Raw genomic sequence first — 13,566 nt, forward strand, 5'->3', positions numbered from 1 at the left:
ATCAGGCCGCCCGTCCCGTCAGTCCCGTTGGCTTCACCAGCAACACCACCACCATCAGGACAAACACCACGGTGTTGGAGGCTTCGGGATAAAAATACTTGGTCAGTCCCTCGATCACGCCGAGCGCGAAGCCGGTGATGATCGAGCCCATGATCGAGCCCATGCCGCCGATCACGACCACCGCGAACACCACGATGATGAGATCGGCCCCCATCAGCGGGCGGACCTGGTTGATCGGCGCCGACAACACGCCGGCGAGCGCGGCGAGGCCGACGCCGAGCCCGTAGGTCAGCGTGATCATGCGCGGCACGTTGATGCCGAAGGCGCGCACCAGCGTCGGGTTCTCAGTGGCGGCGCGCAGATAGGCGCCGAGCTGCGTCTTCTCGATCAGGAACCAGGTGGCAAGGCACACCACCAGCGAGAAGATGACGACCCAGCCGCGATAGATCGGCAGGAACATGAAGCCGAGATTGACGCCGCCCTTGAGCTGATCAGGGATCGAATACGGCAAACCGGAGGAGCCGAAATAGTTCTGGAACACGCCTTGCACGATCAGCGCGATGCCGAAGGTCAGGAGCAGTCCGTAGAGATGGTCGAGGCCGGCCAGCCATTGCAGCATGGTGCGCTCGAGGATCATGCCGAAGATGCCGACTATGACCGGCGCGATGATCAGCGCCCACCAGTAGTTGATGCCGCCCAGGTTGAGCAGGAAATACGCCACGAAGGCGCCCATCATGTAGAGCGCGCCGTGCGCGAAATTGATGATGTTGAGCATGCCGAAGATGACGGCGAGCCCCAGACTGAGCAGCGCGTAGAACGAGCCGTTGATCAGTCCCACCAGAAGCTGTGCGTAGAGAGCCTGCATCGAATGAGCTTTCGCTAGATAGATGAAGCCCGCCGGCCACGCTCATGGCCGGCGGGCATGACCGTCACTTCTTCAGAAGCGCGCAGGTACTCTTGTCGAGCGGCGTGAAGGCCTGGTTGCCCGGCACGGTGCCGACCAGCTTGTAGAAGTCCCACGGACCCTTGGACTCCGAGGGCTTCTTCACTTCGAACAGATAGGCGTCGTGGGTGACACGGCCGTTGGCCTCGACCTCGCCCTTGCCGAACAGCGGATCGTCGGTCGGGATGGTCTTCATCTTCGCGACCACCTTGGCGCCGTCATGCGGATTGCCGCCGAGCGCTTCCAGCGCCTTGAAGTAATGCATGAGGCCCGCATAGACGCCGGCCTGCACCATGGTCGGGGGCGCGCCGCTCTTCATCCGCGCCGAGAAGCGCTTGGAGAAGGCGCGGGTGTTGTCGTTGAGGTCCCAGTAGAACGTCTCGGTGAAGTTGAGGCCCTGCGCAGTCTCGAGCCCGATCGCCTTGACGTCGGTGAGGAACAAGAGCAGCGCGGCGAGCTTCTGGCCGCCCTTGACGATGCCGAACTCGGCGGCCTGCTTGATCGAGTTGGTGGTGTCGCCGCCGGCATTGGCAAGACCGATGATCTTGGCTTTGGAGGCCTGCGCCTGCAGCAGGAAGGAGGAGAAATCAGCGGTGTTGAGCGGATGCTTGACGCCGCCGACCACCTTGCCGCCATTGGCGGTCACGACAGCCGTGGTGTCGCGCTCGAGCGCGGCGCCGAATGCATAGTCCGCGGTCAGGAAGAACCAGGTGTCCCCGCCCGCCTTCACCAGCGCCTGGCCGGTGGCGTGGGCCAGCATGTAGGTGTCGTAGGTCCAGTGCACGGTGTTCGGCGAGCACTGCGCGTTGGTGAGGTCGGAGGTCGCGGCGCCCGAATTGATGTAGACGCCGTTCTTCTCCTTCACGACGTTGTTGACCGCGAGCGCGACGCCGGAATTCGGCACGTCGACGACCGTGTCGACCTTGTCGACGTCGAACCACTGGCGGGCGATGGTGGTGCCGATATCGGGCTTGTTCTGGTGATCGCCGGAGATCAGGTCGATGGTCCAGCCCTTGGCCTTGAGGCCGGAATCCTCGATCGCCATCTGCGCCGCCAGCGTCGAGCCGGGGCCGGCAAGGTCGGCATAGAGGCCGGACTGATCCGACAGCACGCCGATCTTGACCGTCTTGTCGTCAGCGGAGGCGACGCTTGCAGCTGACAGCACCATCGCGGTGCCGAGCAGGAGCGCAGAAATGGTATTCTTCATGTCGGATTTCCTCGGTCTTTAAATTTTCTGGCTCTGGCGGTTTTAAACGCCGAGATAGGTATGCAGCTTGTCCATGTTGGCCGACAGCTCCGAATTTGCGAAGCCGTCGATCACCTTGCCGTGCTCGACGATGTAGTAGCGGTCGGCAACGGTCGAGGCGAAACGGAAATTCTGTTCGACCAGCAGGATGGTGAATCCCTGCGATTTCAGGCGCGCAATGGTGTGACCGATCTGCTGAATGATGACCGGCGCCAACCCTTCGGTCGGCTCGTCCAGCATCAGGAAGCGCGCGCCGGTGCGCAGGATGCGCGCGATCGCCAGCATCTGCTGCTCGCCGCCCGAGAGCTTGGTGCCCTGGCTGGTGAGACGCTCCTTCAGGTTCGGAAACAGCGTGAAGATCTGGTCGAGCGGCAGACCGCCCGGGCGCACCACCGGCGGCAGCAGCAGGTTCTCCTTCACATCGAGGCTTGCGAAGATGCCGCGCTCCTCGGGGCAGAATGCGATGCCGAGCCGCGCGATGCGGTCGGAGGTGGCGCGGATGATCTCCTTGTTGTCGAAGCGGATCGACCCCGAACGCTTGCCGATCACCCCCATCACCGACTTCAGCGTGGTGGTCTTGCCGGCGCCGTTGCGGCCGAGCAGCGTCACCACCTCGCCGGCCTTCACGTTGAAATTGACGCCGTGCAGGATGTGGGATTCGCCGTACCAGGCCTGCAGATCCTTGACCGTGAGCACCTCGGCGCCGGCCGCAGCCACGGGCTTCTCCGCCAGTTTCGCCTCAGCCATGACCCGCTCCCAGATAGGCTTCCTTCACGCGCTCGTCCTTGGAGAGGTCGGCGTAGTTGCCCTCCGCCAGCACCTGCCCGCGCGTCAGCACGGTGATGATGTCGGAGAGGTTGGCCACCACCGAGAGGTTATGTTCGACCATCAGGATGGTGTACTTGGCGGAAATCCGCTTGATCAGCGCCGCGATCTTGTCGATGTCCTCGTGGCCCATGCCGGCCATCGGCTCGTCGAGCAGCATCATCTCGGGGTCGAGCGCGAGCGTCGTTGCAATCTCAAGGGCGCGTTTGCGGCCGTACGGCATCTCGACCGCCGGCGTGTTGGCGAATTCGCTTAAGCCCACGTCGTTCAAGAGCTCGTGGGCGCGCGGATTGAAGCGGTCGAGCACGGTTTTCGACCGCCAGAAATCGAACGACGACCCGTGCTGGCGCTGCAGCGCCACGCGAACGTTCTCGAGCGCGGTCAGATGCGGAAACACCGCAGAAATCTGGAACGAGCGGACCAGCCCGAGCCGCGCCACGTCGGCCGGCGGCATCGCGGTGATGTCCTGGCCCTTGTAGCGAATCTGCCCTCCCGTCGGCTTCAGGAATTTGGTCAGCAGATTGAAACAGGTCGTCTTGCCGGCGCCGTTCGGCCCGATCAACGCATGAATACTGCCGCGACGCACCTTCAATGCAACGTCGCGAACGGCGAAGAAACCCGCGAATTCCTTGGTCAATCCGCTGGTTTCGAGAATGAACTCATCGGCCAAATAGAATCCCCCATACGCCATCGCCGCGAAGCCCGTCGCCCGCGTGGCCAGCTTTTTTCGTGCTCGACAGGTTGTCCGACCGTCTTGGAAACCGTCCGGGGCCCGTCGCCTCCGGGCCGGAATATGCCGTCATCTGCGGCGGTTACGCAAGGTCGAAAGCTGTGCGGTGCGGTATCGGCGCGACCAGTTCCGGTTGATCCTTAGCCCGTCCTATTCGTGAGAGTGCGTTTTTTTAGTCCGATTGATGTGGCCGCACATCTGCTCTGACGAGGCGCGCGGGATTGCCTTCGGCTTTTCACCGCCTGACGACCGGTACTTTGCAACGCGCTTGAGGTGTAGGTTGGGCGAACGGGGGGCGGACGCCCCGCCGGTCAAGGACCGAGCGGCAGCAGCGCGCTTGGCAAGCCGCGGATCAGGTCGGCTTCGGGACATGCCGCGGCAAACGCAAGGCGAATGCGGCTCGTGGTCTCGACGACACGGGCAGCGAGTTTCAAGAGACGAAGACGCAGCGTCGCGAACTCGGCTGTGGCCAATTCCCGGGCTTTGGGAATCGCGTCGCGCACGGTCAGCATCAGCCAATAAGCGGCGGTGTGGAGAGCGAGGCGGACTTGATTGGCGAGCGCCGAACGGCAGCTGGTGCGATCGGAGGCGAGCTGTGTCTTATGCAGCTTGATCAGATTCTCGGCTTGGCCGCGCGCGCAATACAGGCTGTCGTAGATCCACTCGGCCGAGCCGACATCGAGGCTGGTGACGACGAAACGGATGTCGAGGCCGAGCATCGTCGCCTCAATACGGGCGACGGTACGCCGTTCGCGATCCCAGGACTTGGCCTTGTGGCGCGTCTCGGTATAGCCACGCAGAACCGGCAGGTTCTCGATGGCGCGTCGCGTGCGGATGTCGTCGGCGGCCTCGTCGAGTTTTCTGGCGAGCGGCTTGGTGCCGGACAGACCGAAGATGTAGTCGATGCCGTTGGTCTCGCACCACGCCATTGCCTCCGGCCGGGCATAGTGCCCGTCGCCACGGAACGTAATTCGCGTGTTGTGCCACCGCGTCCGGATATGCCGTATCAGGCGGCGCAGGTGGGCCCGCACCTCGACGCCGCCCGGCGTCTTGCCGGGCCGCAGCACGACCGCCACGGGCCGGCTCTTCTCCGTGTCGTAGACGTGGATCGGCAGGAAGCAGCGTTCGTCATAATGAGCGTTGAACAGCGAGAGCTGCTGATGGCCGTGGACGACATCGCAGGTATCATCGATGTCGAGCGTGACGGATGCCGGCTCGCGCGGGTAGCTATCCATCCATGCGTCGACCAAAGTGTAGGTCAGTCGGATCACGTCGCGCAGGCGCGGAGCATTCTCCAGCCGCGACAGCGTCGGTTGGGAACACAGATCGCGACCCGTGTCCGGCAGCCGTCCGCAGGCCAGCTTGAATGCGGGATCGGACCGCAGATGATCGAGGTCGTCGGCGTCCTCGTAGCCGCAGCAGATCGCGAACATGCGCGCGCGGAACATATCGACAAGGCTGTGCACGACCCGCGTCGGATCGCGCCGATCCGGGAACACCCGGGCCAAATTGTCGGCCAAGCCGAGACGCCGCTCGGCCATCGCCAGAAGCATCACGCCCCCGTTCGAGGTCAGCCGACCGCCATCGAAGGCAGCTGTGACTTTCTTGGCGTGAACGGCTGGAAACGAGAAGGGCAGAATCGTATCATCGGTCATGGCGGGCCTGGTGTTCGCGGCTGAAGGTGATGGGGTTGGCTTTGCAACCGAATCCTACGCCGCATCAGCGCTTTACACCACGCTCGCCAGCCTCTCAGGCGCACTCTGACGAATAAGACGGGTTAGTCGAATGGCATTTGGGCGCGCTTTGCGCCTCGGGCAAGCGGCCGTTAACGGTGTTTTCCTCCGGACCGTCACTTTCATAGAATATTTCCGCCTGTCGCCGAAGCTCCGGCCATTGCATTGAGAATGGCCAGAGCCTTGCATTTCGAGAGCGCCAATTCTTCGGTCGTCAAGTCGATCCGGCAACGTGATTTCCTGAACACGTGGCTGCGACTTTATGCCCGCAGCCAGACGATCCCGCGCATGGATGAATTTCAGCCGGAGCGGATCGAGGAAGATCTGCCGGACACCGTGTTCCTCAGCGTCGACGCCGCGGCCCAGCCGCAGCGATTGACGATCGAGAGCGACGGCACGCGGATGGCCACCGCCTACGGACACAGCGGCAAGGGCCGCCTGCTCGACGACTATCTCGGACCGCGGCTCGCGCCGGTCGTGATGCCGGTCTACCACGAATGCATCGCCCGCCGCCTCCCCGCCTACACCATCACCGACATCGACGACATCTACGGTCACGTCGTGGCCTATGAAGTAAGCGGCAAGCTGAGGCCGTTCACGCGGCGTGGTTCCATGGCATAAGCGCCTCGATCTGGCTGCTCGGCCAGCCGTTGGCGATGCGCTGAAGCGTGAGGGTGAGCCAGGCGAACGGATCGACGTTGTTCATCTTCGCTGTCTGCAGCAGTGTCGCGATGGTCGCCCAGGTTCGTCCGCCGCCGTCGCTGCCAGCGAAGAGGCTATTCTTTCTCGTAATTGTTTGTGGCCTGATGGCGCGTTCGACGATGTTGGAGTCGAGCTCAATGCGGCCGTCGGTCAGGAAGCGCTCGAAGATGGCACGGCGCGAGACGGCATAGCGGATTGCCTCGGCCAGTTTTGATTTGCCGGAGATCCGCCGCAAGGTCTGCTGCCAGAGATCAAAGAAATCTGCGACGACCGCCGCGGAGGCTTGCTGACGCGCGGCAACGCGTGCGTGGGGACTTTGACCGCGCACGGTCTTCTCGACCTGCCAGAGCTTTGCCATCCGCTCGACCGTCGTCGTTGCCACTTTCGAGCTTCCTGCAACATGCAGCTCGTAGAACTTGCGTCTGCTGTGTGACCAGCAGCCAGCCAATGTGATGCCGTCATTGCCGCGATCGGCGCGCGCCAACTTGTTATAGGCGGCATAGCCATCCACTTGCAGGATGCCCCGATAACCATTGAGATGGCGGACCGCGCATTCGCCGGAGCGGCTGTCTTCGAAGCGATAAGCCACCATCGGGGGACCGCTGCGGCCAAAGGTGCGGTCATCTCTGGCATAGGCGCATAAGTAGGCCGTTTTCGTCGATCCGGAGCCGGGAGCGAGCGTCGGCAGGGTGGTTTCGTCGGCAAAGACCCGTTCGGCCTTCTTGACCTCGCTGAAGATGTAGTCGGCCATGATCTCGAGCTCGAAGCCGAGCTTGCCCATCCATTGCGCCATCAGCTGGCGGTCGAGCTCGACATGATCGCGCGCGTAGATCGCCTCCTGCCGGTAGAGCGGCATGCCATCGGCGTATTTGGCGACCGCGATCTGGCCAGAAGCGCTTCCGTCGGAATGCCTCCTTCAATGATATGGGCCGGAGCCGGCGCCTGGATTACGCCGTCCGCGTTCTTGAAGGCATACTTGGGACGGCGCGTGACGATCACACGGAACTTCGCTGGCTCCACATCCAGACGCTCCGACACGTCCTCGCCGATCACCACCTTCTGCTTGCCGGCATGCTCAGCAAGGTCTTCCGGCTCAATGACGGTTTCGATCCGTTCCAGATGGGGCGCAAAGCCCTTGCGCCGACGCGGTGCACGCTTGCCATCCGCTTGCTCACGGCCCTTGCTGACCTGGGCCTTGATTGCAGCGATGCCGGTCTCAATTTCCTCGAAGACAAAGGCCTGCTGTTCATCGTCGCCGTTCGCAGAGCCGAGCTTTTCCGATCGTCGGCCGAACCGGGCGCGGTCGAAGGCCTTCAGGATCTGCGTCAGCCGCTCGATACGCGCATCGGCATCGGCGTTGCGCACCCTGAGATCGGCGACTTCGCTCTCCAGAGCATCGGCGCGGGCCGCCCTCTCGGCCAGGGCAAGCACCATGGCTCTCAGCGTCTCTACGTCATTCGGGAGGTTGAGATCGGGCGGCGTCATTGGCCCGACCAGAGCACATTTTGCCCCGGTTCTCTTGCCTTTTCAGCTCACTGATTCACTTCGCCGCAGCGCTTTTACCCAACAATCTCCGGCGGCTTGACCGCCACGGTCCGGACCCGCTTCCAGTCCATTCCATCCACCAGTGCCATCAACTGCGCAGGATTCATCTGCACCCGATGATGCCCGATCCGCGGCCAGCAGAACTTCGCCTTTTCGAGACGTTTTAAATAGAGGCACACGCCGGAGCCATCCCACCATACGATCTTTATTCTGTCGGCTCTTTTGGCCCGGAAGACATAAAGCGCACCGTCGAACGGATCTGAGCCCGCATCGCGCACAAGCGCAACCAGGCCATCGATACCCTTGCGGAAGTCGACTGGATGGCTGGCGAGGAACACCTTCACGCCCGAGGGAATCATGCCGAACGCACCGCCCGGATCACTCGCTGCAAGTGCGCCTCGTCGACGTCCACGCCGGCACGCACGACGACCTCGCCAATGGCAATCTCAATCACTGTGCCTGCCACAGACGCCACCACGCCCTCGCAACTCGAGTGCCGCGAGCGATAATGCCGCTCGGCCCGAGCATCACGGCGCCAAGCGAACAGCTGCGACGGGTGAATGCCGATCCGGCGGGCGATCGCCGAGACGCTCGCGCCAGGCTCCAGCGCCTCTGTCACAATTTGCGCCTTGAACTCGTCCGACCAGCGTCGGCGAAGCTGCCGCGGCGCTCCCTCAAGACGGTCGGCGACCGCTTCGATCATATGGAAGGTTCTAGTTCCAGAACTAGGCGCAGACATAGAAGCTCACATCGGCTCACAAACTCAGCAGCCGATAGCCGATCGCTTACCACTCCGCCAGACGGGGTTTCTTTGCCGCTTACCCTATGAACGGCTGCTGCTGCCGTTCTCGGACGGCGGCGCTGTCACGCATCTGGTCGCGTCGCTGAAGACGATCAGCGACAACGGCCATTTCGAAATCCGCAATCTGATGCGCGGCAATTTCGTGCTGCCGAGCTCAAGCTGTGCGCGATCATCGACCGCGACCTGTACCACCGTGCCCCCGGCCGCATCCCGCTCGGGGATGTGCTTGAATTCGGTTAGCCGATGCCATTCAAGAGTGCCGATCCATCGGTGGTCAAATCGATCACGCAGCGGGTGCTGCTGAATGCCTGGCTGCGCGCGGTGCGCAAGCCGGACGCGCTCCCTAAGCTGAGCGACTTCCATACCGAGGGCACCGCTGACGAGCGCGCCGACATGATGGGCTTTGACGTGGTCGGCAGCGGCGAGGACGCCCGCTTCCTGATCACCCAACAAGGCGCAAGGCTGACCACAGCCTACGGCAACGAGCATGTCGATCCGCGGCTGCGCACCAACCGCTATCTGGATGATGCGATCGGCCCGGAGCGCTATGCCGGCGTGATCCTGTCCTACCGTGCCTGCCTGACGCGCAAGCGTCCGACCTATACGGTTGCGGAGGTGACGGACGCCGACGGCAAGGACGTCTCCTATGAACGGCTGCTGCTGCCGTTCGGACGCGGCGATACCGTCGAGCACATCATCGGCTCGTACAAGGCGATCAGCATCGAGGGCGGATTTCGGCTGCAGAACCTGATGGGCGTGACGCCGAAGTCGATCCCGATCGTGACCGTGCGCGCGGTGATCGACCGCAAGTTCGTGCCGGTGGATCATCCGGCGAGCCAAGATTCAGTCGAGCTGATCTAGCCCGTCCTATTCGTGAGAGTGCTTTTTTTAGTCCGATTGATGTGGCCGCACATCTGCTCTGACGAGGCGCGCGGGATTGCCTTCGGCTTTTCACCGCCTGACGACCCGTACTTTGCAACGCGCTTGAGGGATGGGTTGGGCGAACGGGGGGCGGACGCCCCGCCGGTCAAGGACCGAGCGGCAGCAGCGCGCCTGGCAAGCCGCGGATCAGGTCGGCTTCGGGACATGCCGCGGCAAACGCAAGGCGAATGCGGCTCGTGGTCTCGACCACACGGGCAGCGAGTTTCAAGAGACGAAGACGCAGCGTCGCGAACTCGGCTGTGGCCAATTCCCGGGCTTTGGGAATCGCGTCGCGCACGGTCAGCATCAGCCAATAAGCGGCGGTGTGGAGAACGAGGCGGACTTGATTGGCGAGCGCCGAACGGCAGCTGGTGCGATCGGAGGCGAGCTGTGTCTTATGCAGCTTGATCAGATTCTCGGCTTGGCCGCGCGCGCAATACAGGCTGTCGTAGATCCACTCGGCCGAGCCGACATCGAGGCTGGTGACGACGAAACGGATGTCGAGGCCGAGCATCGTCGCCTCAATACGGGCGACGGTACGCCGTTCGCGATCCCAGGACTTGGCCTTGTGGCGCGTCTCGGTATAGCCACGCAGAACCGGCAGGTTCTCGATGGCGCGTCGCGTGCGGATGTCGTCGGCGGCCTCGTCGAGTTTTCTGGCGAGCGGCTTGGTGCCGGACAGACCGAAGATGTAGTCGATGCCGTTGGTCTCGCACCACGCCATTGCCTCCGGCCGGGCATAGTGCCCGTCGCCACGGAACGTAATTCGCGTGTTGTGCCACCGCGTCCGGATATGCCGTATCAGGCGGCGCAGATGGGCACGCACCTCGACGCCGCCCGGCGTCTTGCCGGGCCGCAACACGACCGCCACGGGCCGGCTCTTCTCCGTGTCGTAGACGTGGATCGGCAGGAAGCAGCGTTCGTCATAATGAGCGTTGAACAGCGAGAGCTGCTGATGGCCGTGGACGACATCGCAGGTATCATCGATGTCGAGCGTGACGGATGCCGGCTCGCGCGGGTAGCTATCCATCCATGCGTCGACCAAAGTGTAGGTCAGTCGGATCACGTCGCGCAGGCGCGGAGCATTCTCCAGCCGCGACAGCGTCGGTTGGGAACACAGATCGCGACCCGTGTCCGGCAGCCGTCCGCAGGCCAGCTTGAATGCGGGATCGGACCGCAGATGATCGAGGTCGTCGGCGTCCTCGTAGCCGCAGCAGATCGCGAACATGCGCGCGCGGAACATATCGACAAGGCTGTGCACGACCCGCGTCGGATCGCGCCGATCCGGGAACACCCGGGCCAAATTGTCGGCCAAGCCGAGACGCCGCTCGGCCATCGCCAGAAGCATCACGCCCCCGTTCGAGGTCAGCCGACCGCCATCGAAGGCAGCTGTGACTTTCTTGGCGTGAACGGCTGGAAACGAGAAGGGCAGAATCGTATCATCGGTCATGGCGGGCCTGGCGTTCGCGGTTGAGGTGATGGGGTTGGCTTTGCAACCGAATCCTACGCCGCATCAGCGCTTTACACCACGCTCGCCAGCCTCTCAGGCGCACTCTGACGAATAAGACGGGCTAGGGCGTACCCATAAATGCGCCGAAATGGCGAACGGCATCTGAGGGAGCCACAATAAGGAAAACGCTGGGCGACATCCGCTTTTGGCCCTCTTCAGACCTCCGGGAGCGGTCTGATGATGTCGGCTCATCGGTATAAACCGAACCTCGCAACTGCGCGCGCAGGTCCGAAAATGCATCCATCGGGCAACATAGGTAGCGGGGGGGGGTCAGTAGTTCTGTGGAACCAATCGACCCGCCCCTGTACTCGCGCCGTCACTTCATTCCTTGCAAGTCTTATCAGCCACCAAGGCTGTTTGTGCTGATGCCTGTGTCGGGTGTGCCGTACCGATGACCTTCATCGTGCCTCCAGCGGCAGGCTGGGTATTGACAACTTGACACTTCATCGTCGCGGTATCTTGAGCCACGTAGAACGAGGAGGCGCCTGATGGTGGCGCTTGACCGGTAGTTTTGTCCTGCTGCGCGAATGAAGGTGCAGTGAATGCGATAACAGCAACCGTCGCCAAAAGAACTTTCGTCATGGTGTCTACCTCCTGGTTAGAGACAGGAGGCAAATAGAGTCGGGCGATAAGAGGTTCCTGCGATAATGGATTTATTTCATTTGCGAGTTGGAGTTGATTTCGTGCGCCTTCGTTCAACTTTTCCGATGTGAGCAATATTGACCAGCCCCGCATTGACGTATTGGGCTAGCCCGTCTTATTCGTCAGAGTGCGCCTGAGAGGCTGGCGAGCGTGGTGTAAAGCGCTGATGCGGCGTAGGATTCGGTTGCAAAGCCAACCCCATCACCTTCAGCCGCGAACACCAGGCCCGCCATGACCGATGATACGATTCTGCCCTTCTCGTTTCCAGCCGTTCACGCCAAGAAAGTCACAGCTGCCTTCGATGGCGGTCGGCTGACCTCGAACGGGGGCGTGATGCTTCTGGCGATGGCCGAGCGGCGTCTCGGCTTGGCCGACAATTTGGCCCGGGTGTTCCCGGATCGGCGCGATCCGACGCGGGTCGTGCACAGCCTTGTCGATATGTTCCGCGCGCGCATGTTCGCGATCTGCTGCGGCTACGAGGACGCCGACGACCTCGATCATCTGCGGTCCGATCCCGCATTCAAGCTGGCCTGCGGACGGCTGCCGGACACGGGTCGCGATCTGTGTTCCCAACCGACGCTGTCGCGGCTGGAGAATGCTCCGCGCCTGCGCGACGTGATCCGACTGACCTACACTTTGGTCGACGCATGGATGGATAGCTACCCGCGCGAGCCGGCATCCGTCACGCTCGACATCGATGATACCTGCGATGTCGTCCACGGCCATCAGCAGCTCTCGCTGTTCAACGCTCATTATGACGAACGCTGCTTCCTGCCGATCCACGTCTACGACACGGAGAAGAGCCGGCCCGTGGCGGTCGTGCTGCGGCCCGGCAAGACGCCGGGCGGCGTCGAGGTGCGTGCCCATCTGCGCCGCCTGATACGGCATATCCGGACGCGGTGGCACAACACGCGAATTACGTTCCGTGGCGACGGGCACTATGCTCGGCCGGAGGCCATGACGTGGTGCGAGACCAACGGCATCGACTACATCTTCGGTCTGTCCGGCACCAAGCCGCTCGCCAGAAAAGTCGACGAGGCCGCCGACGACATCCGCACGCGACGCGCCATCGAGAACCTGCCGGTTCTGCGTGGCTATACCGAGACGCGCCACAAGGCCAAGTCCTGGGATCGCGAACGGCGTACCGTCGCCCGTATTGAGGCGACGATGCTCGGCCTCGACATCCGTTTCGTCGTCACCAGCCTCGATGTCGGCTCGGCCGAGTGGATCTACGACAGCCTGTATTGCGCGCGCGGCCAAGCCGAGAATCTGATCAAGCTGCATAAGACACAGCTCGCCTCCGATCGCACCAGCTGCCGTTCGGCGCTCGCCAATCAAGTCCGCCTCGTTCTCCACACCGCCGCTTATTGGCTGATGCTGACCGTGCGCGACGCGATTCCCAAAGCCCGGGAATTGGCCACAGCCGAGTTCGCGACGCTGCGTCTTCGTCTCTTGAAACTCGCTGCCCGTGTCGTCGAGACCACGAGCCGCATTCGCCTTGCGTTTGCCGCGGCATGTCCCGAAGCCGACCTGATCCGCGGCTTGCCAGGCGCGCTGCTGCCGCTCGGTCCTTGACCGGCGGGGCGTCCGCCCCCCGTTCGCCCAACCCATCCCTCAAGCGCGTTGCAAAGTACGGGTCGTCAGGCGGTGAAAAGCCGAAGGCAATCCCGCGCGCCTCGTCAGAGCAGATGTGCGGCCACATCAATCGGACTAAAAAAACGCACTCTCACGAATAGGACGGGCTAGACTGAATCCATCGGCGTCCGAATAGTGCAGTTATCGGCGACAGAGAGATCGATAATGCTCCCGCCCAATACAGGGGAAGCATGATGTCATCTATCCAACCAAATCCACTATACAGCCGCGCGGAGCCACTATACAGCCGCGCGGAGATCGGGATTCTTCCGTGTTCCAAGTGTGGCAAGCCTATGCGGTTGGCTTGCATCGAGCCTGCTCAACCCGGTCAG

12 protein-coding genes and 1 pseudogene are annotated in these 13,566 nt (G+C 62.6%); 3 read left to right on the forward strand and 10 right to left on the reverse strand.

Annotated elements, in window-relative coordinates:
* Window position 1: 1 nt before the first annotated feature.
* The 5 genes from HAP54_RS39295 to HAP54_RS39315 all read right to left on the reverse strand — a co-directional run bounded on the left by HAP54_RS39295 (window position 2) and on the right by HAP54_RS39315 (window position 5,399).
* A complete protein-coding gene (locus HAP54_RS39295; protein WP_029083566.1) occupies window positions 2–865 on the reverse strand; it encodes a branched-chain amino acid ABC transporter permease in 864 nt (287 codons plus the stop codon).
* Between the two features lie 64 nt (window positions 866–929).
* Window positions 930–2,150, reverse strand: coding sequence for an ABC transporter substrate-binding protein (locus tag HAP54_RS39300; RefSeq protein WP_166296334.1), 1,221 nt, complete (start codon window positions 2,148–2,150; stop codon window positions 930–932).
* Window positions 2,151–2,192: 42 nt separating this feature from the next.
* A complete protein-coding gene (locus HAP54_RS39305) occupies window positions 2,193–2,936 on the reverse strand; it encodes an ABC transporter ATP-binding protein (RefSeq protein WP_166296337.1) in 744 nt (247 codons plus the stop codon).
* Window positions 2,929–3,684 carry an ABC transporter ATP-binding protein gene (locus HAP54_RS39310; protein WP_024581422.1) on the reverse strand — a complete coding sequence of 252 codons (756 nt, stop codon included), beginning with the start codon at window positions 3,682–3,684 and terminating at the stop codon, window positions 2,929–2,931. The genes HAP54_RS39305 and HAP54_RS39310 overlap by 8 nt, the downstream gene beginning before the upstream one ends.
* A gap of 371 nt (window positions 3,685–4,055) precedes the next feature.
* Window positions 4,056–5,399, reverse strand: coding sequence for an IS1380 family transposase (locus HAP54_RS39315; RefSeq protein WP_166296340.1), 1,344 nt, complete (start codon window positions 5,397–5,399; stop codon window positions 4,056–4,058).
* A gap of 249 nt (window positions 5,400–5,648) precedes the next feature.
* On the opposite strand from HAP54_RS39315, the gene HAP54_RS39320 reads away from it, so the two are divergent.
* A complete protein-coding gene (locus HAP54_RS39320) occupies window positions 5,649–6,098 on the forward strand; it encodes a PAS domain-containing protein (RefSeq protein ID WP_166296343.1) in 450 nt (149 codons plus the stop codon).
* Here HAP54_RS39320 and tnpC read toward each other — a convergent pair.
* From tnpC to HAP54_RS39335, 3 genes and pseudogenes are all read right to left on the reverse strand, one after another.
* Window positions 6,073–7,664 (reverse strand): annotated as a pseudogene (tnpC, locus tag HAP54_RS39325) (IS66 family transposase). The gene HAP54_RS39320 and the pseudogene tnpC overlap by 26 nt on opposite strands.
* A 74-nt stretch (window positions 7,665–7,738) precedes the next feature.
* Entirely contained in the window at window positions 7,739–8,083 is a 345-nt protein-coding gene (gene tnpB, locus HAP54_RS39330) for an IS66 family insertion sequence element accessory protein TnpB (protein ID WP_165125830.1), read from the reverse strand.
* Window positions 8,080–8,427 carry a transposase gene (locus HAP54_RS39335; protein ID WP_029085231.1) on the reverse strand — a complete coding sequence of 116 codons (348 nt, stop codon included), beginning with the start codon at window positions 8,425–8,427 and terminating at the stop codon, window positions 8,080–8,082. Before HAP54_RS39335 ends, tnpB begins: the two co-directional genes overlap by 4 nt.
* 342 nt (window positions 8,428–8,769) lie before the next feature.
* Here HAP54_RS39335 and HAP54_RS39340 point away from each other — a divergent pair, with 342 nt between their 5' ends.
* On the forward strand, window positions 8,770–9,387 hold the full coding sequence (locus HAP54_RS39340; RefSeq protein WP_166296346.1) for a hypothetical protein: 618 nt from the start codon (window positions 8,770–8,772) through the stop codon (window positions 9,385–9,387).
* A 166-nt stretch (window positions 9,388–9,553) separates the two neighbouring features.
* Here the strand turns inward: HAP54_RS39340 and HAP54_RS39345 are convergent, their stop codons facing one another.
* Entirely contained in the window at window positions 9,554–10,897 is a 1,344-nt protein-coding gene (locus tag HAP54_RS39345; RefSeq protein WP_166204320.1) for an IS1380-like element ISBdi2 family transposase, read from the reverse strand.
* 381 nt (window positions 10,898–11,278) lie between these two features.
* A complete protein-coding gene (locus HAP54_RS39350; protein WP_166296349.1) occupies window positions 11,279–11,539 on the reverse strand; it encodes a hypothetical protein in 261 nt (86 codons plus the stop codon).
* 291 nt (window positions 11,540–11,830) lie between these two features.
* On the opposite strand from HAP54_RS39350, the gene HAP54_RS39355 reads away from it, so the two are divergent.
* Window positions 11,831–13,174 (forward strand): IS1380-like element ISBdi2 family transposase, encoded by a 1,344-nt coding sequence (locus HAP54_RS39355; protein WP_166296351.1) that lies wholly within the window; start codon window positions 11,831–11,833, stop codon window positions 13,172–13,174.
* The last annotated feature ends 392 nt before the right edge of the window (window positions 13,175–13,566 follow it).

Source organism: Bradyrhizobium sp. 2S1 (assembly GCF_011516625.5).
GTDB classification, from domain to species: Bacteria; Pseudomonadota; Alphaproteobacteria; order Rhizobiales; family Xanthobacteraceae; genus Bradyrhizobium; species Bradyrhizobium septentrionale.